Origin of the sequence: Bifidobacterium longum subsp. infantis ATCC 15697 = JCM 1222 = DSM 20088 (assembly GCF_000269965.1) — a bacterium.
Taxonomy (GTDB): domain Bacteria; phylum Actinomycetota; class Actinomycetes; order Actinomycetales; family Bifidobacteriaceae; genus Bifidobacterium; species Bifidobacterium infantis.
In genome coordinates, this window is sequence record NC_017219.1 from 563592 (window position 1) to 587297 (window position 23706).

The following is a 23706-nucleotide window of genomic DNA, read 5'->3' on the forward strand; positions in this document are numbered from 1 at the left end:
CATTATGTTTACCAGTATGACTGGCAATGATGAAGCTATTGCAGATATTCTATTTCGAATATTTAATGACAATTGCGTACAAGCAGATGTTAGCCGAATAGAAGATACTGATTATGCTTGTATTACTAATTATGATGTCCTAGTAGTTGTTTCATATACATATGAAGATGGCGAAGTGCCGCGACCTGCTTATGACTTCTATGAATGGTTGGAACATGAAAAACTTTCTTCATTGACTTTTGGTGTATGTGGTTCAGGAGATACATTTTATGAGGATTTCTGTACCGCAGTCGATAATTTCGACTCAAGGCTAGAGAATACCGGAGCCATACGAGGAGCCGACCCCGTAAAAGTTGAGTTGTACCCAGAAGCTGAAGACGAGCAGAGATTGGGTAATTTTGTTTTGTCGATTTTAAACACAAAAAAAGGACATGATGAAAATCAAAATGTTTAAAGGCAATAAATCTGTCATATTATTTATATTTGGAACATTTATTTCAAATATAGGTAATGGAATGTTCTCGCTAATCGTGGGGCAGATGCTATATGCTGCTACAGGATCTGTCGGAGCTTTTGGCCTGATACTGATTATTCAGAATTTATCATCGCTTTTGTTGAATATAATAGCGGGATATGTCGCTGATTTGATTGATGCAAAGAAAGTCTCTGTTTACATTAATCTAATTCAAGGTGTGATTCTTTTAGGAGGTGTATTTTCATGTTTAATGTTCGCAAAAAATATTGTAATAATACTTATGTTAATAAATACTATATTAAGTATCTGCAGCCCCTTTTTCAGAGCTGCTAACTTTAAGTTGATCCCTGAAGTTGAACGCCATAATATAACTCTGCTTTCATTTAATGGAATTCGGAGTTCGGCAAACCAAAGTGGACAGCTAATTGGTGTTGCGCTTGCGGCACCTTTGCTTTTGACAAACAATCCAGTTTATGCTTTAGGAATTAATTCTGGCTGTTTTCTCATAACTAGTTTTATGATGAACAGAATTATTTTAGTGAGAAGTTCTGATTCTATCAATACAACAAACGATAAAAATGTGTTGAGATCGATGTATCTTGCGTGGTTTTCCATGATAAAAAATATTTTGGAAAACAAAAAACTTACATTACTGATCGTTTTCTCTATTTTTGATTATATATCGGTTAGCTTTGTAAATCTTATCGAACCAAAGTTTGCAACTGAAGTATTGGCGAATAGTGCTTACATATCGATATTGGATGGAGGCTTTGCCCTGGGGGCGATCTCTTCATTTCTATTAGTGGAGAGAGTATTAAACCGATGGTCCTTCAGCGGGGTCGCTCCGCTGTTGATGCTCCTTCAAGCAATATGTTATTGCATCCTAGGTTCTTTCCCATCCCCATTTTTTTCGTCTTTAGTAATGTTTCTAATCGGTTTGATTAATGGATCAAGTATTGCTGTTTTTCAGACGGAATTGCAAAAGACTGCAGAAAACACGGTGCATGGAAAACTATCAAGTTTGCGAGATATTTTTGTTGCATTTTCAACTTTAGTATTTATACCTATATTTACACATATAGTTGATAACAGCATATTCGTTGGCATTGATGTATTTGTTGGTGTATTGGCCATTATGTCATTGCTTTTATATTTTTCTCGTTTTGCCGGTGCTAATAAGGATTGAAGATCATGATGAATTTTTTAATGATTGGAGAAAGCGCTGTTATAGCAAAATGCATTTCTGAATCAGATCCTGATTCTGTTATATATATTCTGCATCAAAAAGACAGTGTGGATAATACCGTAATTGATATTTCAAATGATATACATTTCTTCCAATATGGGAATAGAGAAGAATTGGATTCTATCATTTGCTTATTGGTGCAAACTGTAAAATTTGATGCAGTTATTCCGTGTTTTGAAAATTCAGTTGAGGATGCAAACTATTGTGCGAAGAAACTATGCGTGCCGCGTATTGGCGATATCGGCGCACATATTTTTAGAAATAAACTTGAGCTAAGGAATTTTTGTAAGAAATATGATATTCCTCAGCCTGATTACATATTTGCGTCAAGTAGAGTAGATGTAAAAAAGTTTTATGCAAATCGTCAGCAATCATCAGTAGTGATCAAGCCTAGAACACTTTCTGCTAGCGAAGGTGTTGTACGTATTAATCAGGCATCAGAGATCGATGAGAAGTGGGAATTCTGCGAGTCTATAGCAAGTCTACATAATGAGAAGGATGGTCTACTCGTTGAAGAATTTATCCCTGGTGCCGAGTATTCCTGTGAATATATTGTAGATGATAAACAAATAGTTTTTCGAAATATAACAAAGAAATTCAAATACGAAAATGGTTTTTTTGTTGAATCTGGACATCAAGTTCCAGGAATAATTAGTGAAAAAGCAAAGGTGAATATATATCATTTTATGGATCTGCTTGTAAAAAAGGCAAAGATAGAAACTGCTGCATTACATGCTGAATGGATTATCTCTTCTGATGACAATCCTTTTTTGGTTGAATGTGCGGGTCGACGTCCTGGTGACAGGATTGTAGATCTCATATCCATAAGCTATGAAATGAATTTTTTATGGATGTATTGCATGCTATTATGCGGTTTGCATCCTGTTTTTCCTTCAATAAGTTCACGCTTTTCTCAACAGAATTACTTCGATTTTCAACCGGGCATTGTTACTGGTTTCAGTCATCCTGAAGCATTAAAAGGATTCCAACATGAATTAACCTGTTCAATAGGTGACTATTTAAGTGAAATATCTGATAGCAGCAAACGACGAGGTTATATCATAATTGATGATATAGATTATTTTTCGCTTGAACGTCAGATGAATTGTGTACTTAGTTTATTTCATATAAACACATCTAAGGAGTGAACATGCATGTATGCATGATTAATCGTGTGCCCTGGGTTCGCGCCTCTGTAACTTCGTGGCTTGAGCACTCAGAAATGGAAGACACAGATGTAGTTTTAATTTCTCGATACGATATACCAGACTCTGAAAAAAGAGGATTGAGCAAATTTGTTTACTTCGAATCTTATGATGATGATTTAGCGCTTGAAAAACTTGTGATAGAGCTGCATGGCGAAAGACCTTTTGACAGAATCATTGCCTTGTCAGAGCTGGACATTCTGAGGGCCGCTAAGCTAAGAAGCTTGCTCGATATTCCTGGTCAATCTTATTTCAGCGCATTTCTCTATCGAGATAAAATTGCTATGAAAGAATGGGCGAGTCTTGCGGGAATCTCGGTGCCTTCGTTCACGGTTGCTTTTGATCAAGAAGATATTTATTCTTTCGTGGCGAGACATGGATTCCCTATCATAATAAAGCCGAAGAATGAATATGGATCTAAGAATGTTTCACTCATTTCAGATAAGGGTGAGCTTCAATCCTTTTGCCGAGTTTTAGATTTTAATGATGGACTAGATGTCGAGTCTTTCATTCAGGGAAATCTTTACCATGTAGATGGAATAATATCCAATGGACGGCTTGTGTTCACATCAGTATCGATGTATTTGAACTCCTCTGGAAAAAGTACAACTTTGTTTAACGAGGATATTAAACCTCAATTTCCATTGAGCACAGTTGCAGATCTACAGATATCTCCATTTTCTACTCCTTTTAAGGTTCTGACAAATGAAACGCGCAAATTGCTTGCGGACCCAAAGTTTGATAATGGATCTATTCATGCAGAATGGATCCTTGATGAATCAATGAAACCTTATTTCATAGAAATAGCAAGTCGTACTGGTGGTTTGCTCATAAGCGATGCCATACAGCGAAAATATGGTTTTATAATGAACGAAGAGTCTTTTCGCGTACAGCTTGGTTTACCGTTCTGTGCATCATGTGTTACGGATAAATTGTATGGTTACTTGTCGATTCTGCCAAAAAGAGGCAGAATCGACAAGTATGATATTAATACAATTGCTAATAATTCTAACGTAATATCATTTTTTACTTCATATAAAAGTGGAGATTATATCGATGCTCAATCTGAATCTACTGATAATATTGGACTTCTTTTATTTGAAATAGATCAACGAAAGACATTATTGGAACAAGTAGAATATTGGACTCTTTTTTTGAATTCTAAAATTCATGTTTTAAGTGACTAAGTCTTCTGCTCCTGCTCGCTCATCCTGAAAGTTGTTTAGAATTGTGAACGAGATGAGTGCTTGAACCGCCATTGAGTATGGTCGATTGCGGATATGTATATAGTTTTCTCTTGTTTCACGGATTATATCATGTAGAAATATCATATTCCTTACAATCTTACCTTAGCGCACCAAGGATTTTTTTAGTTCAGAAAGGTGCGCTAAGGTTTTTTGTTGCTGCTTCGGGAACAGTCAAGATCGTCCGTGTTTATAATGGGTTGATTTCAGTATTCATCTTAGAGCAGCAAGTCATTGATTTGATGTCTAATTTATCTTTTCCCTGATATATGTGCATGATTTTCTAGTGAGGGGGGTGCGGATGTTTTTTTGGACGGTCAGGCGGCCAGTCCAAGACTTCTGCGGTATTGCACGGGGCTCATCCAGTCCAGTGACTTCTTGATCCTGGTTTCATTGTAGTGGGTCAGGTAGGCGGCCAGGCGTTCGCGGAACTCCTCGTAGCCCACGCCCCTCCAGTCCCGCCCGTAGAATAACTCGTTCTTGAGCCTGCCGAAGAACCCCTCGGCGGCCGCGTTGTCCGGGCTGCATCCCTTGGCGCTCATCGACCGGATCAGCCCGTGCTCCTCGCAGATGCGGATCCATTCGTCCCACCGGTAGTGGCAGCCGCGGTCGGAATGGATGATTGGATGTTCCCCGTCCCTGAGCGTGGCGACCGCGTCAAGGAGCATCCGGTTCGCCATGTCGGCGTTCGGGGAGCGCGACAAGGTCCAGGAGACCACCATCCCGTCGAAGCAGTCGACCACCGGGGAAAGCCAGCACTTGTACCCGTCCATGGTGAACTGGGTGACGTCCGTGACCCACAGCATGTTCGGCGCGTCGGCGTGGAAGTCCCGCTCCACGAGGTTCGCCGGGGCCTCGCCGATCTCGCCGGCGTAGGAGCTCCACCGCTTCGGCCGCTTCAGGTACACGGGCCGCATGGCCCCCTCGCGCATGATCCGCCTGACGACCTTCTCCGAGACGACGATCGGGTCGGACTCGTCAAGGCGCAGCATGCGGTGGATGGTCCGGTATCCCCATGCGCGCCCACCCTGCTCGAACAGGCCGGCGACGCGGGCCCGCAGCACGGCGTACCTGTCGCCCGCGGCGATCGCGCCGCGCTCGTAATAGTAGGTGCTGCGTTTCAGCCCCACGGCCTTCAGACAGGCCGCCAGGCCGAATTCACCCCTGATCGCGTCGACGACCCGCGTCCTCTCCCTGTTCGTCAGCATGGACGGGTCGAGGCGCGGGTCGTCGGCTTTTAAAACATCGATCGTCTCCCGCATCACCGCGTTCTCCAGCCGCAGGACCTCCACCTGCCGGCGCAGCTCCTCCACGTCATCGCCGGCCGCGGGCATCGGTTCGGCCGGCATCGGCGCGTTTCTCCTGTCCATCAGTCCCAGTATCCCCTCGCTCCGGTAGCGGCGCATCCACTGGTACACGCTCGTCGGCGTGCAACCCGCGTCGCGCGCCACGCGGGCGAGGGGCTCGCCCTCGAGCGCGCGTCTGGCCGCATTCGTCTTGCATTCCAGCGTATACGAACGCCTGCACGCGCCCGTGTAACGCGGGTCCTCGCGAACCCATTTCACCAGCGCGCCCTCGGACGGGTAACCAAGCTCGGCAATGACCTTCCTGATGGTCATGCCCTCCGTGAAATACAGGTCAACGGCCCTGCGCCGATCCTCCATCGAAAACATGCGGACTCCAATCCGGACGCCCAAGCGTCCAACTTTCCGTCCGCATCCCCGAGATTCTATACCCGTCGTGCAGTCATCATTAAGATGACAACAATTCAGCAAAAATGCTGGTTATCAGGAATTCTTGGTTTCAATCTCTCACAAGAGGCATATATTCAGTGCACCTCTTTGATTTACGGAGATGTTATGCACCAGAACAGGTATTCCCAGAAAAAGCAATCGCGTAAAGCTCGCAGTAAGTGGGGAACGGTTATAGCTCGATACAGCAAAGATGGTGAAATCGTGGCTTGGCAGGTTCGCTATCCTCATCCTACGGAATCAGGGAAACGTGTTCAAAGACAGTTCAAACCTTGGCAAGAGTTGGAAGCTCGAAAATGGCTTGAGGAAGAAAAATACTTGGTTGATCTTCAACATAAGGGAATTCTCACTTGGACTCATCCGACACTGAGAAAAAGAGAAGCAATGCAAGAAGATGACAAGACGAAGCGAGATAAAGTCAAATTCTGCGATTATGTGAATTGGTGGGAAAAGAATTATCGACTACCGAACGGCGAAGATGTAGCAGGAGGAACTAGGCGCAACCTTCATGTGGATATAGGACATTTTATGCCTTTTTTCGAGAACTTGCTTCTCACTGAGATTACGCCAATGATAATCAAAGAATGGTATGATGCTCCTCACTGCGAGGGACCCTGGGCATTTCGTCGTTCTTGCATGAGGTTGAAAGCGGTACTGGAATCTGCGACAAAGGCCGGATTAGACGGATCTGCGTCATTGCTGCAATTCAATCCTTTTATATTCCATATTCCTCCAGCCCCTCGATCATCTCGAATTGATATTCCTCCAGTTACGCCGCATGAGCTTCGGATTTTAGCCGAGTCAATGCCGACGTACACGCGGTTATCGGTATTTTTTTCCACTTTAGCGGGAGGTTTGCGATGCGGTGAGCTATGCGGTCTTCAAATTAGAGATATTGACCTGGACAAACAAACGCTGCACGTGCGGCATTCAGTGAACCGAGGTAAAACAGATAGAGGTACGGTCCAATACGGCAAGACTAAAACAGAATCTAGTGTGAGGAACGTGCATATACCGGATGCGATTATGCCAATGCTGCGACAGCATTTATGCGACTATTGCGATATATCTACTCCTGACTCTCCGGTATTTGTTCCTAAACGATCGAAGATAATGTCGCAGACCACGTTAGAACGCCAGTTTGCTAAAGCGCGAATAAAGGCGAATCGACCCGATCTGACTTTTCAGGGATTGCGTGCGAGTCATGCGACTCTATTGATGTTACAAGGGGGAACTCTGCGTGAAGTTATGAATGAACTGGGGCATGTCAGCGAAAAAGTTGCTGTTAGATATTATCAGTTGACGGTTGCTGAGCATCAAAGTCATATTGTAGATACTTTGGCACGAGATTTTATATTTGAAAGCAGCAGGTAAAATAGACTTTATAAAGAAATTGTATTAGACGATCCGTCTACGTTTCAGAGAGAGTTTATCTAATGCACGACGCCTGACGGTAATCAAGCCGTATGCGGAGACATTGGTGTCAAGTAATTGTTTCCGCAAGATGCGGCTACCGAGAAGTGTAAGCATGTTGTCTTTCGATGTCATACGAAAGTTGACATCGAAAGATTGATTTGAGATGCAACTACCGTATTTATGGCATACTTCACCGGAGTAAGAAAGTGGTGGATATGAATATTATTGCTGCACTAATGATTTTCTCTCTGACGGCTTCGGGGAGTCCAATGGAATCTGTCAATTATGCAGTTCCATATGCATCTAATGCGTCAGAGCCTTCTTTGATGTTGAATCAACATTGCCCGCCATTTCTGCTATGGCTTTGCCGTCACTGATTTGTGCGTACTGGTATTGACGCATGGAACTGCCATGTTCCATCTTCGGATGAGGTTTTCACGGCTCCTCCCTCGGACTGAATTCGTTCGGTGTGCAGTCTCAGCCCGTTGTTCGAAGCCGGCTTGTCTGGAAGCAGTGTGCTATCTGAGATTTCGTTGACCTGATCGATAATCATCGCTCCGTCTTTATAGGTGATGCGAATGAAATACTCGCTGTTCGGCGATGCATGAACGGCAATGTTTGTATACAATTCAGGCAGCAGTGAGGATATTTCAATCAGGCAACGGGAATCCGCGTGGTTCAGGGACCGAACTGACAGTTCGGTTTTGCCGGAGAATCCGAGTCTCATTAACGATTCGTCGCCACTGTTGATGATTGATTGTATTTTCGCGGCGGCTGTCGTGCTGTCTCCGGTCTGATGGGGAATTTCCTCGCCTTGCATCAGATTGATGGCTGTTCTAACGTCTTTAAGAGTGTCCATTATTTTCCCGTGCAGTTCGCTGATTTCACGTTCCGTAAATTCATATTCGTTCTGGATCATCTTGTCGTCCAGCAGCATTGCGGCATAGGTCAGGTTCGCGGCGACCGAATCATGGATATGGATGGCGGCCTCGTTTTCCTTGCGTAGCGTGTCCAAACGTTGCCGTAGCTGATTGCGTTCCAGTCTGTTTGTTTCGGCCTGATGCTTCATGTTCCTCCATCCGAGGGCTCGTCCAATGTAATAAGCGAAGAACATGATGAATAGCAATGTGAAAGATTCCCGAAATGGTGTCCCTGCTTCGTTGAAGCTCCACATGCGTGCGACCGAGACGATCAGCGGGTACATAAACCCAATCGGTGACTTAATCGATAATCCTATATACGCCAACGAAAGCCAAGTGCCCCAGAGCAGGGTGGGTCCTCCGTCATCGGGTATGAAGCAGCATATGATAAACGATGCTAGTGCCAGGTTGCTCCCTAATAGTGGTCGGCTCGGAAGCATCATTACCGCGATCATATGGATGATACAGAATACCAGCGTCCATATTGTATTGGGGGGCAATATCATAGTTTCCGCCATAGTGAGTGCGACGCTAACTATGGAAAGTAGGTATCCGATGTACGTGGGATGGTTGAGCACAAAGGAAACAAGAGGAGATTTCCGAATCCTCATGATTCCCTCTCTTTGAGCCAACATATCACCGCTTGAGTTCGATTTTTAACGTCCATTTTTTCGGTCACGCGTTTGATGTAGGTCTTGACAGTTGATTCGCCTATGCCCAAGTAATCGCCTATCTCCTGGGAGGTGTATCCACGTGCGCACAGACTCATGACCTCCGTTTCCCTTCTGGTGAGGTTTTTGTGATACTGACCAGCGTCTTCGGGCGAAAGCTTGGAGTACGCTTCCTGAGCAGTCTCGGAAGATTCATATTGAGTGCCGGGCTGTTGCCCGTTCGCAAGCCGATATGATGCCCGGCATATATCTCTCATCTGGACTTTGGGAATCAGGCAATTGGCCCCATTGGACAGTGCATCAGCATAGTAACGCTCAGGAGAGAAGGCAGTCACCCCTATGAGTGCGATTTTGGGGGTCCGGGAACGGATCCTTCGACACACTTCGAATCCACTCATGCCTTCTAGTGACATATCCACTATTAGTACGTCGGGCTGTGTCTTGTCGAAGAGACTTTTGCTGACGGCCTCCTCACCTGTGAATGCGGTCCAGCATATGTCCGCTGACGGGAGGAGATGCCCAATCAGTAGTCTCATCATACCGATGGCAAGTTTGTCATTGTCTACAATTGCGATTCTGATTCTTTTTCCTAAGTACATTGCCTTGCCGTGTGGACCCGATAACGAATTTATTTGAATAATTTGGTGCCATACAGTGGCATGCAAATTACTTGTGCAGAGACAATATTTGCAGTATCGCCCCGTGTCTAGATTAAAATTACTCACCTCAGTTCTAGGTTCTAAAGAATGTCATATGATAACACAAAGTATCTGTGTCTCATGCATGAGACACAGATAGAGTTGCTATCACTCCTTACTCTCGAGCATCTGATTATAGCAAAGCTGCAACATTGGAATGTCCATATTGTTTCATGCGACGGTTTTGTCATCTAAAGAGGACAGTGCGTCATTCATGTCGATTCAGAAGAGAATGCTTCCGGGCAAAGCCCGTTCGACATACTCTCCTTCATCGGCGTGGGAACGCAGCCTTAGGCCATGCGCTGCGCGCATGACGGTGTTGTCTGGCCGCTCGCATGCTCGCGGCGGGTGGGCCGCGTGGAATCTGACGAGGGGTTTGCGGCCACCACCAGCATGCCATGCGCTCCGTCTTCGCTTCCTGCGCCGTGTCCCGTGCCGCTCCGCCTGCGCGCATGGCAGGCGGGTGGTGTCCGAAATGGAAACCACACGGAAAGGACCGATGGACATGAACGACATGGTGGACACCCGCACTACGGGAACATGATTGGCGGAGCGCGTATGCGGCGGGTTCCGTAAGGACCGGCGGGAGCTTGGCCCCGAGAAGGCGGCCGACAAGTGGTTCGCGCCCCTGATGGACAGGTGGAACGGCCTGCTGTCGCGCGACGGGGGCGGTTTCTCCCATGAGGAGCGCGTCACGCTGGCGGTGCTGGCGACCGAGTGCCTGAGCATGCGGGACGCGCTGATACTCGCCGCGTTGCGCGAGATGGACGGCGACGAACTGCACATGCTGTACGCCCGGCCGCATTCGATGGAGTCGGCGGCCGTGGTCACGCGCGAACTGTCACGGGCGTTCGAGGACGCCGACTGTCAGCCGGACATGCGGCGCTGGGGGCGGGCGACGGCGTTGCTGGAATCGGTGACGGCCGACGCGCCGGACGGGTACGAGGCACAGCCGATGGCGGCGTGCGCGTACCTGATGTGGATGGCCGACCGTTCGACCGTGGCCGCGGTGCGCGCGCTCAAGGCCTTGGCCTTGGACGAGGACTGTTCGCTGGCGACCCTCGTGCTCGCGGCCGGCGAGCACGGCATCCGCCCCGCATGGGCGGGACGACGACGCTGAGCGTCGGGCGTCCCCGCGGATTCACCCGGCCGGGGCGAACGGCCGGCGAGACGCCGGCGCACATTGCGGTTGAAGTCCCCGCGCAACCCATCCAGCATGTCGCCCCGTAGGGGCATGGCGATGCTGCGCGTCACCTCCTCGGGATCCAGCATGCGTGTGGCGACCGTGATCTGGACACCCATGTTCTCGCCGACCGAGTTCAGGAAACGTCCCCACCGGTCCACGACGTCCAGCTGCTGGTCCTGGGTCGCGACCTGATAGTTGATGTCGCTGATCCGCAGCGACACGCTCCACCGGTCGCCGCCCAGATACGCGATCCCGTTGGACAGCATCGAATCATAGCCAAGCAGCTCCTTCGACGAACGAGGTATGCGACGATTCCCGGAGCGCCGGTTTCCGGCCTTTCCATGTCGCTTGTCGTTGCCTTTGACCGCTTTGCTGCCGTTGATGTCAGACATGACGACGTGCCTTCCTTCCTCCGATTCGTCTACGGGTCTTCTCCTTCAACGACGGTTTGCCGGGGAATCTCGCGGGAACATGGGGTTCGAGCGGATACACCTTCGGGCCGAAACGTTGGCGCAGCATGTATCCCAGATACCGTTCCGGCTTCAGTCCCTTCGGACGCCACCAGCCCCACAGCGCGAACGGCAGACACACCACGAACAGCAGATACGAGCCTAGGTCCGTCAGCCCCAACGACCAGAACAACGCCGCCTCCCCGCCGCCCAGGACGAGCATGCACGCGGCGGCCGCCAGTTGACGCCAGCCCAGCCCCCACATCACCTTCGCCTCGACATTGGCGATCTCCTTATACACGCGCATCTGCAACATGAAAGAATCCTTTCCGATTGGCCCCGGTTCCGATGCGGCTATTCGCCGCCTGCTATGGCGCGGCTGACACGCTGGCTCACCGCGATCACGAAGAACAGCAGGATGCCCGCCATCATGAGATTGCCGAAATTGCCCGTCACCCACGACACCATGCCCTTGTCCGCGGAATCCGGGATCCTCACGGCATCGACCACGATCCGCTGATAGAACACCAGACAGACGAACACGCACACCGCATTCACCGACGTACGCGCATACGACTTGAAGAAACCCACGCCGATCGGCTTGGTATCCTCATGCACCAGAAACGCGAACGGCAACGACTGAAACGCCGTCAACGCATACAACTCGATGAACCGCACATACAGCACCACCGTGAACACCACCGACGCCAACTGGGACAACAACCACGGGATCACCAGCAGAAAGAACAACGCCGCCTGCCCCATCACACCTGCATCACGGATCTGGTCGCGCATCAGATCGCCCAACTGGCCACCCTCGCCCGCCACCTCAAAGGACATCTGCGAGGACACGCCCTGCATAAGGAACTGCGTGACCCGGTTGAACATGCCGATGAACAGACCGGCGTTCCGCACGGCGATGAACACCAACGCGATCCTGAACATGGTTCCCGCCACGATCTTCACGCCCAGATCACGGTCCGCCTCGATACGAGTCGAGTTGCGCGCCAGCTCCAACGTGAACATGACCGCGAGCACCACCGACGTCAAAGGCTTGACCGCCACCTCATGCACGCTCACCGCCAACTGGTAAAGGGCGGGATTCCACGTCTCCGGCGCCTGGGACAACAATCCGGCCGTGACCGAACCGGCACCGCCGCCGCCGATCATGTTGAGCATCGCCACGATGAAGTCCTCCACAACACGCCCCCGAACCGACTCAACCCAACGCGACCGCGTTGAAGACCTGCGCGGCCGCGATGATCATGCCCCCGCCCACGATCTGCCACAACCCCGACTGCGTCTGCGGCCCGTTATGATCCTTCAGGCCGCCGCCGAATGTGACGGCGCCCCACACCAGCCACAGGCCACCACCGATGGTGGCGAACCTGACGAACAACTGAAGCACCTGATTCAACAAATCCACGACGGCCTCCTCTGATGACGATCAAGGAGCCCGACAGGCAACGGTCTCCGTTGACACCCATCGTCAGGGAAAGCCGGCGGAATAGCGGCGGACAAGAATGGTCTCGTTGTCCTTTATGTGCGGTGAGACCGTTTTGATCAGGACGAATAAAGAAGGAGGCGAGCAAAGCTCGCCTCCTCGATTCATAGAGTCAAATTCAGCGGAACCAGACCTGAGCGTGATAGCTGGTCGAGTACCCGTCATCGGCGTATGCGCGGCTGGACTGCAGAGTCCACACGGTGCTTGCTACGCGCCTACCATGCTGCGCATAGGAGCGACCTTGGGTTCCTCCGTTGGTCCAAGTCTGGGCCAAGGCATAGTCCGTGCCGGCATGGAGAGCGTAGGTTCCGGCCGCGTTAGCGGCAGGAACGGTGAAAGCCATCACGGCTGCCGCAGCTGCGGCGACGGCTCCGACTTTGCCCAGCAGACCGATTTTGCTTTTGGCGGTGGTGTTCATGGGAGTTCCTTCCTCCCTGGGTTGTCCAACCTTTCCGGTTGGTGCTCCCATAATATGCATTGACTGACTAGTCAGTCAACAAGAATCGTTGATTCTTGCCATACGATTCCCTTATAGCCTGTTATCAGAGAGTTCAGCCGCTTTGCTCAGACCGGTTAGGGACAGATAGAAATCAAGAGCCTGACGGAGCTGCTGCTTATTCTTCCATCGATCGGACCTTATGACGGCGATGTACATATCGATTAGGGCTCCTGCCTTAATGCTGTCATGGGCGTCGTTGAGCTGCCCAAACAAGACTAGTTCAAGTGCTTCCTCCCACTTCATGTGCCCCGCGTTCTCCGCTCGGGCTTTTTCTTCATGCAGCAGCAATCCGGAACGTATTCGCGCATCTTCATAGTGCATGTCAGCAATCGCGGCGAGAATCCGAGCGAAATCGCTTCTGCCGCTACATTGGGACACTTTTGCGCACAGGCGCTCATCGCACCATTGGATAAGCGTATCCCGTAATGCTTCCTTCGTGTGAAAATGGAACAGCACTGTGCCACGCGTCAAACCAAGTCGGTCAGCGACGCCCTGCAATGTGGTCTTCGCATATCCCTGTGTTTCAAATTCGAGAGCCGCGGCTTCGAGCAGGGCTTCGCGCGTTCTACGTCTCCGTTCCGCACTATTCATCGATATCCTCGCATTCATTGACTAATCAGTCAGTATGAGTAAGGATATCTTATCGTGAATAAATCATCTAATGGGCATGCCGATATGTCGATTTAGCATGATTCCGGCGCGGAATACATCGGCTGTGGGACGGCTGATGTTGAGGCTGGCGCCGATGGCGTCTGTGCAGGCTTTGGTGATGGATAGTCCGAGGCCGTGGCCAGGTTGGTTGGCCATGCGGGTTGCGTCTCCTCGGTGGAATGGTTGGATGAGGTCGGCCGTGGCTTCGGGGTGGTCCGGCTGTTTTGTGGTGTTGGTGATGCTGATGGTGACGTGCTGCTTGTCGTCGTGGATGGTGCAGGTGATGGCGCCGTGGTCGGTGTTGTGGATGATGGCGTTGCGTATCAGGTTGTCCACAGCGAGCGAGAGGTAGCGCGGGTTCGTCTCGATGAAGGGGCCGTGGTATGCGGCGAGTCCGTCGGCGTCGATGCGCAGGTGACGTGCCTGTGCCTGTTCGCGGTGGGTTTCGAGCGTGTCGCGTACGATGCGGGCGGGGTCCACGGTTTCCGTGCTGGTGTCGGGCACGGTCTGGATGCGGGAGAGTTCGAGCAGACTGTTGATGAGTTCACTGCTTTTGCGGTTCGCTTCGATGGCGTGGCTGATGGCTGGTTTGACGTCCTCGGGGAACCGGTCCTGGGCCATGAGCGCTTCGAGGCTGGTGCCGATGGTCGTGATCGGTGTTTTCAGTTCGTGGCTGGCGTTGCGGATGAACGATCGTTGCAGTTCGTTGGATTGCTCGATGCGGTCGAGCATCGTGTTGAGCGCGTCGGCTAGGCCGGCGGTCTCGGCGTCGGGATGATCGAGGCTGATGCGCCCGGCGGGATGGTCGGGGTCGAGTTGGCCGGTCTGGCGGCTGATGGAGTCGAGGTGTGCGGTGAGTTTGCCCGACAGGTTCCAGACGAGGAGCACGGCCAGGAGCGCGGATACGGCGAACACGGCGAGCGATCCGTAGCGCATCCATTGCACGACGCCGTCCCTGACGGTGAGCACCACGCCCTCCGTGCCGGTCTGCCCGGCGGTCGGAGAGAGAATGGCACCGGTCACGTCGCAGGGATCCGCGTTACATGAGTCGGCCGTGCCGGGAACCCCGTCCTGGGGCGTGGCAGGTTCCGTCGTGATGGTGTTCTGGTTGCTGCCTGTGGAGATGGTGTCCACCTGATGCTGGAACGCCCAGTCGAGCGAGATGTTCTGTACGAGGATCACGGCGAGGAGCATGCCGAGCAGGAGCAGTCCGACGGTGACGGCGAGGCGGATGCGGAAGCTGGCGGGTTTGCGCGGGCGCGCGGCGTGCCCGGCCGGCCGGTTGGTCGTGTCGGTGTCGGTCATGGTATGCGGTATCCCTCTCCGCGCGACGAGGCGATGAGCGAGGGGTCGGGCAGTTTGCGTCGTAGCGAGTAGACGGCGGTCTTGACGAGGTCGGGCTGGTCGTGCGCCTCGGACGGCCACAGGGATTCGAGAAGGGCGCGGGTGTTGATCCACCCGCCGTCGGCGCGCAGCAGTTCCTCCAGGAGCGAGTATTCGCGGGGTGCGAGGTCGAGAGGCCGGCCGTCCGCGTAGGCGAGCCGTCTCACGGTATCGACGGACAGCCGTCCCCGTGAGATCACGGTGGGCGCGTCGTCGGCGTCGCCTCGGCGCAGGAGCGCGCGGATGCGGGCGAGGAGTTCGGGGTAGGCGAACGGTTTGGGCAGGTAGTCGTCGGCTCCGAGGTCAAGGCCGTGCACGCGGTCCTCGATGCTGCCGGCCGCGGTGAGCATGAGCGTGCGTACGGGGATGCGCAGCCTGTCCGCGGTGCGCATGACCTCGTCTCCGGAGAGCACGGGCAGATCACGGTCGAGGAGCATCACGTCGTATTCCCCCCGTGAGAGCAGGTCCAGCGCCTCGACGCCGGTGCCTGCCAGTCCGGTCGCGTACCCCTCGTGCCTGAGACAGTCGTCCAGCACGGCCGACAAGTCGGCGTCGTCCTCGACGATCAGGATCCTCGCCATATTTCGTTGCCTCCGATTCCGATTCATGGCCTTCATGCGATTGCCTTCGCGTTCTCCATTGTGGTCGGCGTGGGTGTGCGTTAGGTGAGCGCGACACGCACCCATCGCACACGGAGAGCCGGCTGTAATGGGCATCGTCCGGCAACCGCCGGGCCAAAGCATCGCCCCGGCAGCGGCGAACCCATGCAAGGGAGGAACACATGCGAACCACATCCGTATTCAGACTGTCGGCGGCCGCGGCGCTGGCCGCCGCGCTGGCCGCGCCATTGTCGGCATGCGGCCAACAGCAGTCGTCGCAGTCATCCGGCGCGCCCTCCGCGACGACGTCGCAGGACGCGGCGCCGAAGACCGACAGCCAGGGCGGCGACGCGCCGCAGGGATCGAACCCGGCCTCGAAACAGGCCGCCGAACGATACCGCGACTGTCTCACGGCGGCGGGAGTGCCCGCGCAGATCATGGACGGCAACTGGGTCGTGCTCCAATGGACCGGCGACGGCTCCGGCTCGGTGTCCTCGGGGTCCACGGACGGTGACCGGGACAAGGCCATCAAGGAATGCCAAGCCAAGGTGCCCGACTACCACGATCCCGACTTCAACACCAAGTAAACAGACCGCACCAGCCGATGGAAGGGGAAACCACCATGACCACCAGCACATCATCCATCCTCCGCCAAGAAACGCTGCGCAGGGCCGCCGCGCTGCTGTCCTGCATGGGACTGCTCGTCTCGCTGACGGCATGCTCAACGCCCTGGAACCAGAACACGGCCGACGACGCGCAGACATCCGGCACCAGAATCGCGCCGAGCATGAGCGCCCTGTTCGACCAGTACCTCGCCAAGGACACACTCAGCCAGTTCGAGCGCGACGTGCTCCAACGGGCCAAGAAGACCGGCAAGATCAGCGCCGAGGACTACGAGACCGCGCACGACAAACAGACCGCGTGCATGGCCGAGAACGGGTGGCAGGAACAGACCCGCAAACTGTCCAACGGACTCTACCAGACCACCGGTGTGACGCCGGTGCCATCGACCGACGCCGAAGTGAACAAGTACATGGAGGCATCCAACACCTGCTCCGAGGGTACCAGCAAGATCATCGAATCCCTCTACCAGCTCCAGCAGGGCAACCCGGGCCTCCTGGCCGACCCGTACGAGACCGCCGTGGAATGCCTGAAGAAAAGCAGCCTCGTCGATGACGCCTACACCGGACGCAAACTCGAAAACGCGTTGAACGGGGACGGAGCGTCCAAAGGACTGCCGTTCGACGCCTCGTCGGACGCCGCCCAGTCATGCTTCACCGGAGCCGGCCTTGCCGTCAACATCGGCTGACGAACAAGCATCCGACGAAAGGAAACGACCACATGAAAACACGAATCCTGACCCCGCTGATCCTGACCGGCCTGGGGATGCTGTCCGCGGGCGTGCTCGTCACCGCGCTCGTCATCCCCACGCCCACACCCGACGGACTGTCCGCGGCCACGAGCCCCGACACCGTCACGGCCAGCCGCCAGCAGTTCGACGACGAACGGACCGTCGAGGCCTCGTTCGAGACCAGCGCGGAACAATCGCTCACCTCGCGCGCCGCCGGCACCGTCAGCGAAACCCTGTGCATGCCCGGCCAAGCGGTCGAATCCGGCAAACGACTGCTGTCCGTGGACGGCAAACCCGTCATCGCCCTGCACACCGACACGCCCCTCTACCGCGAGATCGGCACCGGCGACACCGGGCCCGACGTGCTCGCCCTGCAACAGGAACTCGCCCGCCTCGGCTACAACGCCGAAGGCAACGGCACCTACGGGTGGCGCACCAAGGACGGCGTCAACCAGCTGCTCTCGCAGGCCGGCGATCGCAACCCCGACGGCAGGATCGGACCGACCGACGTGGCATGGCTGCCCCAGACCACCGCCACACCAACCCAATGCACGGCCGGACTGAACACCAACCTGACGGACGGTGCCGAAATCATGAAGACCGGCGGCCAACTGACGGCCATCACCTTCCCCACGCCGGCGAACCTGAGAGAAGGCAAACGCACGTTCACGCTCTTCGGCGTCAAGACCAGCCTCGACAAGACCGACGGCAGGATCAGCGACCAGAAATTCCTCGACCAGATCCAGGCCAGCGACGGCTACAAGACCACCCTCGCCGACCAAGGCGGCAAGAAACCAACCGCCACCCTCGCGCTCGAACAACCCATCGACGCGATCAAGGTCCCGCCCTCCGCCATCACCGGCCAGAACGGCACCCGCGCCTGTGTCTCGCCCGACGGCAAACAGGCTATCCCCGTCACCGTCATCGGCTCCGCCCTCGGCGCCACGCTCATCCAACCCGAACAAGCCGACGCGACAATCGGCAAAGTCGCCCTCGGCCACAAACTCGACGACATCCAATGCCCCGCCGCAATGCAGCACTGACACAAGGAGGACGCGCATGAGCACCAGCATCCTGCCCCTCGAAACGGTCGCGGACCCCGTGCCGACACGGCCAATCGACTCCGCGCGGCCCGCGGCCGGCGGAATACCGTCGGTCACGGGCGAGCACGTGGGCCACCGGTTCGCGGACGGCCCCTGGCTGTTCCGCGACCTTGACTTCACCCTCACGACCGGCGAGGCCGTCGGCCTGTGCGGGCCGTCCGGCTCTGGCAAATCCACCCTCCTGTCCATCATCGCCGGCTTCGAGCCGCCCGCCGAAGGAACCATCCGACGCAGCCGGGTCAACCGCGTGCGCTGGGTGTTCCAGAACCCCCACGGCATGCCACGGCGCACCGCCATCGACCACGTCGTCCAACCACTCCTCGGCCAGGGCATCGACCGCACGCAGGCCGAAGACGAAGCCATCGCCATCATGAGCACGTTCCACCTGACCAAAGTCGCCGCACGCGAGTTCCGGGAACTATCCGGAGGCGAAGCACAGCGTCTCATGCTCGCCCGTGCCATCGCCAGCAAACCCGACCTCCTCCTCGTGGACGAACCCACCGCCCAACTCGACCAGCGCACCGCCAACGACATCGATTCCACCCTCACCGGACTCGCGCAAGGCGACGCGATCGTCGTCATAGCCACCCACGACCCCAACACCCGGGCCGCGTGCACCCGCGTCATCGACCTCGCGTGGCACAATCCGAACCCCAACATCGACACCAAGGACGACACACGATGAAACCGACCGCCATCCTGTCCGAAGTATGGCGCAACGTCGCCACCGGCACTACACGTGCCCTCGCCTGCGCCGGCATCCTCACCCTCATCGCAGCAGGAACCGCCGTATTCGACCTGACCGCCATTACTTCCCTCCAACACGAATCACGGCAATGGGCCACCAGCGCCGCCGCCATCCACATCATCTCCGGCAGCAAGCAGATCGACCCGACCACCTGCGCAAACCTCACCCAAACCACCGGCACCACAGGCGGCACCACCACGAATCCCATCCAAGCGGCCGGTGCGCTCAAAAGCAACGGGGAAATCACCCTGACCGCCATGCCCGCGGCCCCACTGGACGCCTGGCAGGCGACACCGGGACTCGCTAACGTGCTCGGCGTTGGAGCAAGAGAGCAAACCCAACCCGGCGTATGGATCTCCAGCCAACTCGCCGCCACCCTCCACGCGCGCGAAGGAGACGACCTGCCCACAACCCAGGGCACCATGCACATCAGCGCGGTCTTCCCCTGGGCCGACGACAGCCGCGACCAACGACTCGCCTACGCGATCATCACCCCCACACCCATCAACGCCGGCCAGCAATGGGACGAATGCTGGGCCACCATCAACCCCGCAAACCCCGACGCCGAAGACCTGCTCAACACCACCGCGACCGCCATACCCGGAGCCGCGCCCGCCACCCAAACCAAACAAGCCAACACCATGCTCGGCACCAACCCCGACCTCGACACCCGCTACCGGCAGCGAACCACCCGCAGCATGCTCGCCATCACCCCCATCGCCGCGTTCGCCATCGCCATCATGGCCACGCGCGCGCGACGCATCGAAATAGCCGACGACCTGCACATGGGCATGCCCCGCCAAGGCATCCTCGCCACCAACGCGCTCGAAACCCTCGCATGGACCCTGCCCGCCATCCTCACCGCCACCGCCATCACCTACACCACGGCACGCTGGACCAGCGGACACGCCAACGCACTCACCCTGACCACCATCCAGCTTCCCGCACTCACCGCAGCCCTCATCGCCGCGCAAATCGGAGCTGCCATCGCCATCACCGCCATACACGACAACCAACTCTTCGTCTTCTTCAAAAACAGACAATGAGCATGAGGGGTGCCAGTTCAGACTGCCATAAGCCTTGATTAAAGGGCGAGCATGTTTTTCAATGACACGCCCGCCCTCTATGCATTGCCCCTTTGTCGGGACGCTTGAAGTTTATCAGTTGTAGGTCATTTCCTGAGTAGGAGAATCCGTCATCTTGCAAATCCCGGGTTATGCTGTAGTAAAACCTTTACTAAAGTTTGCGGGGAGGATGTCATGGCCACGCTCAAGGAGGTCGCGGAACGGGCCGGGGTGTCACAGAGCACGGTGTCGCGCTTGCTGAACGACCCATCGTTCTCCATCAAGGAGGAGACGCGACGGCGCGTGCTGCGCGTATGCGAGGAGCTGGGATACCGCAACGTGTTCCGTCCCGCGATTGCTGTGCTGGACGCTCCTCCATCCGGGGAGAAGCTGCAGGACGCATACTTCTCCGATCTGCGGAAGGTTCTTGCGGAGTGTGCGGAGTCGATGGAATTGGACCAGCCCACGTTCATCCGGTCCATACGCGAGCTGACGGAACGCGCGGCGGAGTTCGATGGGTTCATCACCGTGGATGCCACGGTGTTTCCTGAAGCGGACCTGCGCGCCCTGCATGCGGCACTCCCGCATGGCGTGTGCATCGACACGAATCCGGCACCGCACCTGTTCGACTCCGTACGGCCCGATCTGTCGCAGACGATGTTGGACGCCCTGGACGCGATGATTGCGGCGGGCCGTAGACGCATCGCGTTTCTCGGCGGCGTGGGCAGCATCATGGGCACACATGACTATCCCGCGAACATCCGCACGTTCAAGACCTGCGCCTACTACCTGCCGCTCGCCGGCATCGTCGCCAGCCTCGTCGTCTTCCTCCTGACCGTCAAGATCGACGAGAACATGCACGACCGCATCGTCGAGCAACTCGAAGCGCGCCTCGCCTCCGAGGAAACCGACAAGCAGTAAGAAATCCAACTACAAACAAAAAGACCTTGGGTGGGTTGTCATCTACAGATGACAACCCACCCACCACTCAAGTCGTTCGAATCGTAACTGCGCAATTATTTACAGTAAGTAGTTATTCGCATTGCGGGCAACTGCTTACTGTCCATTACGTTCAGATTCGAAAGATTGGAGAAGTCATGGCCACTTTTGACCTTGATACCCATGTTGAGGAAACTGAGGGGGACGCTCGTCCTCGGATTACCTCGAAGTTCATGTGCACCCCTGGCTGCCCGACCGGCGGCCTTGCCTGCTTCACTTCCCAATGTACAATGGTTGTAGCTTCACCGGTGGAAGCAAGCATTAGCAACGTCCGTCGTAGCATCGTGCGTTCCTAGAGGCAAGCCTTGTCTCTAGGAACGCCTTTTTGGAAGGTGGATCATGCCAGTTATATCGGCGACCAATCTCTCGATTGGGTACAAGAATTCCCCGATTGTCAGTGACATCAACTTGCGGTTGAATACGGGTAGGATCGTCTGTCTGCTCGGGGCGAACGGCGCGGGTAAGACCACGTTGATGAAGACGCTGCTCGGGCGGATCAGGCCCGTGAGCGGGGAGGTCACATACACCGGGACGAACATCAACGAGATGTCCGCGGCGATAGACCATCCCAGTTTCTTTCCCTACCTGTCTGGTAGGGAGAACGTCGAGGTGGTCTCCGCGTTCTGGGGTCTGGACGTGGACCCGGAGACGGCGTTGAACAATGTGGGCATCAACCACGCGGCGCATGGACGGAAGGCGAAGGACTATTCGACGGGTATGACGGAGCGTCTGGAGCTGTGTCTCACCCTTGTGCCGCATCCGAGGTTTCTGTTCCTCGATGAGCCGCAGAACGGATTGGATCCCGATGGCATAGCCTCCTTGTCCGAAACGCTTCGCGCCTATCGGGACAGGGGGAACTGCGTCGTCATCTCCACGCATCTGCTTCATGAGATTCAGGGAGTCCCGGATGAATGCATCGTGATTCGACATGGCCGGGCCGCGCAATTCACGGATCTGACCGGGGTAAACCTCGCGGACCTGTATCAGGGGAGGTAAAGGTGAGTGCCGTTTCTCCTGTTCGCGCGTTGGTCGCCTATTACTGGAACGTATGGTATTTTCTCGCCGCGGTGTTCGGAGCCGTGGCGTCCCTTCTGCTGGGTTCGTGGATTTCAGGCGCGGCGAACGGAACCCCGATAGCTGGAGGATACAGCTTCTTCTTCACCGGCACCCAGCCGGTGATTTGTCTTGCGCTGCTCTTTGTGTGCGATGCCAGGGTTGCGAAGGCGCACTATGGAGGTTTGCCCCGCCACGTGTATTCCGCATGGAAGCCGTGCTCGCTCAGAACCATATTCCGGGCTTTGATTCTGGCCGCTGTGAACCTGCTGAGCGTATTATGCTTCGACGTCATCATGGTTCTGATGGGTACCGGGATGCATCCGAATCTGGCCGTCGTCCTGTGCTTCGTCGTGCTGCAAAGCCTTTTGACTGCCCTGATCTATTCGATCGTCGAGATTGCCGTCAATCCCGAAGTCGCCGGGATCGTCTCGGCCATCCTTTGCTATGTATGGGTTCTTCTGCCGGGCGACTTGTCCGACTATGCGACGCCCTACGTCGCGAACGCCCTACGGGTCGTCGGGTTGAATCTGAACGGCACCGTGATGTCGCCGGCGGAAACGGCGAGCCGATCGTCTGTCGGCCCTGTGGTGGTGGTCGTCCCGATTGTGGTGCTCCTGGTTGTCTATGTTTTGTTGAGCTGGTTCCGTCGCGAAGGAGTGGACAGGAAATGAAGTCCCTATTGCGTATTGAGCGCGTGGCATTGATCCGTTGGTCGATGCTCGCCTTTGTGGCCGTGCTGCTGCTTCCGCTGTTCTTTTTGCGTTACGGGAGCATGGGCGCGGTGGCGCAGTCGGCGATGGTGATGGCACTTCCCATAACCACGGCCGGCCTTGTTTTCTCCCATGCGAGGGTGCCCCGCTCATATCGTTCCTTCAGCATCCACGATCGGCTCCTGCTTCGCTTTACCTTGAAGTCACTATTGCTTGGTGTCGCGGTCAGCATCTGCCTGACTCTGCTGTACGGATTTGCCGTCGGATTTATCGTCAATAAGAGACCGCTCTCGTTGCATGTCGCTTTGATGTTTGCGTTCACCGCTGTCGTTCTTTCCCTTGCATGCTTCGTCCTGCGACTCTGGGCCAGTCCTGTTGTCGCTTGGAGCATTGTCGGCTTCTTCATCGTCGCCGGCCTTCCGGTCAGCTCCGGCATGTTCGAGGGCTCGCCGATTCTGCATGCCGTTATACCGACCACATGGATGCTAAGCGGGGCGCGATTTGCCGGTTATGTGATTCCGGTCGGTGTAGTTGTTGCCATGGCAAGTGCATGGCTGCTGCTTAAGGCGGTGAAACGTGTCTAGATATACTCTGCTCGGATCTCCATACGTGAGGATTGCAGCGCTTCCCGTCGACAAGTTTCCTAAGAAAGGCAGTTCCGCGTTATCGGTGTTCGCGGACACCGTCATATCCGAACCCGGTATTCGTGCAGTTCTAGAAAACTCTGCTCCATCATTTTACGCTGCTGTCACAAAAAATCTTGCAGAAGATTAGGGGA

Annotated in this window: 26 protein-coding genes; 15 read left to right on the forward strand and 11 right to left on the reverse strand. The window is 54.8% G+C overall.

Annotated features, from left to right (window positions below; translation table 11 throughout):
- Nucleotides 1-4: 4 nt before the first annotated feature.
- Genes BLIJ_RS12985 through BLIJ_RS02535 form a run of 4 tightly spaced genes read left to right on the forward strand, consistent with a single transcriptional unit; the run spans nucleotide 5 to nucleotide 4113 of the window.
- Entirely contained in the window at nucleotides 5-454 is a 450-nt protein-coding gene (locus BLIJ_RS12985; RefSeq protein ID WP_014484610.1) for a flavodoxin domain-containing protein, read from the forward strand.
- Entirely contained in the window at nucleotides 432-1661 is a 1230-nt protein-coding gene (locus tag BLIJ_RS02525; RefSeq protein ID WP_231837851.1) for an MFS transporter, read from the forward strand. The genes BLIJ_RS12985 and BLIJ_RS02525 overlap by 23 nt, the downstream gene beginning before the upstream one ends.
- 5 nt (nucleotides 1662-1666) lie before the next feature.
- On the forward strand, nucleotides 1667-2869 hold the full coding sequence (locus BLIJ_RS02530) for an ATP-grasp domain-containing protein (RefSeq protein ID WP_012576908.1): 1203 nt from the start codon (nucleotides 1667-1669) through the stop codon (nucleotides 2867-2869).
- 14 nt (nucleotides 2870-2883) lie between these two features.
- The gene (locus tag BLIJ_RS02535) at nucleotides 2884-4113 is read left to right on the forward strand and encodes an ATP-grasp domain-containing protein (protein ID WP_231837852.1); all 1230 of its coding nucleotides are present in this window, start codon (nucleotides 2884-2886) and stop codon (nucleotides 4111-4113) included.
- 374 nt (nucleotides 4114-4487) lie between these two features.
- On the opposite strand, the gene BLIJ_RS02540 is transcribed toward BLIJ_RS02535, so the two are convergent.
- Nucleotides 4488-5843 carry an IS3-like element ISBlo11 family transposase gene (locus tag BLIJ_RS02540; RefSeq protein WP_012576493.1) on the reverse strand — a complete coding sequence of 452 codons (1356 nt, stop codon included), beginning with the start codon at nucleotides 5841-5843 and terminating at the stop codon, nucleotides 4488-4490.
- 186 nt (nucleotides 5844-6029) lie between these two features.
- Between BLIJ_RS02540 and BLIJ_RS13345 the strand changes: the two genes are divergently transcribed.
- A complete protein-coding gene (locus BLIJ_RS13345; RefSeq protein ID WP_012576910.1) occupies nucleotides 6030-7295 on the forward strand; it encodes a tyrosine-type recombinase/integrase in 1266 nt (421 codons plus the stop codon).
- A 412-nt stretch (nucleotides 7296-7707) separates the two neighbouring features.
- On the opposite strand, the gene BLIJ_RS14140 is transcribed toward BLIJ_RS13345, so the two are convergent.
- The 10 genes from BLIJ_RS14140 to BLIJ_RS02590 form a co-directional block, all read right to left on the reverse strand.
- On the reverse strand, nucleotides 7708-8406 hold the full coding sequence (locus BLIJ_RS14140; RefSeq protein WP_126386283.1) for a sensor histidine kinase: 699 nt from the start codon (nucleotides 8404-8406) through the stop codon (nucleotides 7708-7710).
- A 458-nt stretch (nucleotides 8407-8864) separates the two neighbouring features.
- Nucleotides 8865-9527: a response regulator transcription factor gene (locus tag BLIJ_RS02550; RefSeq protein WP_012576912.1), complete on the reverse strand. Its 663-nt coding sequence runs from the start codon at nucleotides 9525-9527 to the stop codon at nucleotides 8865-8867.
- A 966-nt stretch (nucleotides 9528-10493) separates the two neighbouring features.
- On the reverse strand, nucleotides 10494-11204 hold the full coding sequence (locus BLIJ_RS14910; protein WP_014484613.1) for a hypothetical protein: 711 nt from the start codon (nucleotides 11202-11204) through the stop codon (nucleotides 10494-10496).
- Entirely contained in the window at nucleotides 11197-11577 is a 381-nt protein-coding gene (locus tag BLIJ_RS02560; RefSeq protein ID WP_010081570.1) for a PrgI family protein, read from the reverse strand. Before BLIJ_RS02560 ends, BLIJ_RS14910 begins: the two co-directional genes overlap by 8 nt.
- Before the next feature lie 38 nt (nucleotides 11578-11615).
- A complete protein-coding gene (locus tag BLIJ_RS02565; RefSeq protein ID WP_010081571.1) occupies nucleotides 11616-12461 on the reverse strand; it encodes a VirB6/TrbL-like conjugal transfer protein, CD1112 family in 846 nt (281 codons plus the stop codon).
- A gap of 19 nt (nucleotides 12462-12480) precedes the next feature.
- Complete coding sequence (locus tag BLIJ_RS02570) at nucleotides 12481-12687, reverse strand: hypothetical protein (protein WP_010081572.1); 207 nt, start codon at nucleotides 12685-12687, stop codon at nucleotides 12481-12483.
- Nucleotides 12688-12883: 196 nt separating this feature from the next.
- Entirely contained in the window at nucleotides 12884-13183 is a 300-nt protein-coding gene (locus tag BLIJ_RS02575; protein ID WP_014484614.1) for a hypothetical protein, read from the reverse strand.
- A gap of 111 nt (nucleotides 13184-13294) precedes the next feature.
- Nucleotides 13295-13855 carry a TetR/AcrR family transcriptional regulator gene (locus BLIJ_RS12990; protein WP_025263184.1) on the reverse strand — a complete coding sequence of 187 codons (561 nt, stop codon included), beginning with the start codon at nucleotides 13853-13855 and terminating at the stop codon, nucleotides 13295-13297.
- A gap of 63 nt (nucleotides 13856-13918) precedes the next feature.
- Complete coding sequence (locus BLIJ_RS02585; RefSeq protein ID WP_012576917.1) at nucleotides 13919-15220, reverse strand: sensor histidine kinase; 1302 nt, start codon at nucleotides 15218-15220, stop codon at nucleotides 13919-13921.
- Nucleotides 15217-15879 (reverse strand): response regulator transcription factor, encoded by a 663-nt coding sequence (locus BLIJ_RS02590; protein WP_012576918.1) that lies wholly within the window; start codon nucleotides 15877-15879, stop codon nucleotides 15217-15219. Before BLIJ_RS02590 ends, BLIJ_RS02585 begins: the two co-directional genes overlap by 4 nt.
- Nucleotides 15880-16079: 200 nt before the next feature.
- On the opposite strand from BLIJ_RS02590, the gene BLIJ_RS02595 reads away from it, so the two are divergent.
- The 10 genes from BLIJ_RS02595 (at nucleotide 16080) to BLIJ_RS02635 (ending at nucleotide 23512) form a co-directional block, all read left to right on the forward strand.
- Nucleotides 16080-16484: a hypothetical protein gene (locus tag BLIJ_RS02595; protein WP_012576919.1), complete on the forward strand. Its 405-nt coding sequence runs from the start codon at nucleotides 16080-16082 to the stop codon at nucleotides 16482-16484.
- 35 nt (nucleotides 16485-16519) lie between these two features.
- Nucleotides 16520-17206, forward strand: a complete 687-nt coding sequence (locus tag BLIJ_RS02600) for a hypothetical protein (protein WP_012576920.1) — start codon at nucleotides 16520-16522, stop codon at nucleotides 17204-17206.
- Between the two features lie 32 nt (nucleotides 17207-17238).
- Nucleotides 17239-18291: a peptidoglycan-binding domain-containing protein gene (locus BLIJ_RS02605; protein ID WP_012576921.1), complete on the forward strand. Its 1053-nt coding sequence runs from the start codon at nucleotides 17239-17241 to the stop codon at nucleotides 18289-18291.
- 16 nt (nucleotides 18292-18307) lie between these two features.
- Nucleotides 18308-19036, forward strand: coding sequence for an ATP-binding cassette domain-containing protein (locus BLIJ_RS02610; RefSeq protein ID WP_012576922.1), 729 nt, complete (start codon nucleotides 18308-18310; stop codon nucleotides 19034-19036).
- Nucleotides 19033-20145, forward strand: coding sequence for a hypothetical protein (locus BLIJ_RS02615; RefSeq protein ID WP_012576923.1), 1113 nt, complete (start codon nucleotides 19033-19035; stop codon nucleotides 20143-20145). The genes BLIJ_RS02610 and BLIJ_RS02615 overlap by 4 nt, the downstream gene beginning before the upstream one ends.
- A gap of 213 nt (nucleotides 20146-20358) precedes the next feature.
- Nucleotides 20359-21084: a LacI family DNA-binding transcriptional regulator gene (locus BLIJ_RS15345; RefSeq protein WP_012576924.1), complete on the forward strand. Its 726-nt coding sequence runs from the start codon at nucleotides 20359-20361 to the stop codon at nucleotides 21082-21084.
- A 176-nt stretch (nucleotides 21085-21260) separates the two neighbouring features.
- Nucleotides 21261-21458: a gallidermin family lantibiotic gene (locus BLIJ_RS15260; RefSeq protein ID WP_077323882.1), complete on the forward strand. Its 198-nt coding sequence runs from the start codon at nucleotides 21261-21263 to the stop codon at nucleotides 21456-21458.
- A gap of 43 nt (nucleotides 21459-21501) precedes the next feature.
- Nucleotides 21502-22158 (forward strand): ATP-binding cassette domain-containing protein, encoded by a 657-nt coding sequence (locus tag BLIJ_RS02625; RefSeq protein ID WP_012576925.1) that lies wholly within the window; start codon nucleotides 21502-21504, stop codon nucleotides 22156-22158.
- 2 nt (nucleotides 22159-22160) lie between these two features.
- Nucleotides 22161-22889, forward strand: coding sequence for a hypothetical protein (locus BLIJ_RS02630; protein ID WP_012576926.1), 729 nt, complete (start codon nucleotides 22161-22163; stop codon nucleotides 22887-22889).
- Nucleotides 22886-23512 carry a cytochrome c oxidase subunit IV gene (locus tag BLIJ_RS02635; protein ID WP_012576927.1) on the forward strand — a complete coding sequence of 209 codons (627 nt, stop codon included), beginning with the start codon at nucleotides 22886-22888 and terminating at the stop codon, nucleotides 23510-23512. Before BLIJ_RS02630 ends, BLIJ_RS02635 begins: the two co-directional genes overlap by 4 nt.
- Nucleotides 23513-23706 lie beyond the last annotated feature (194 nt).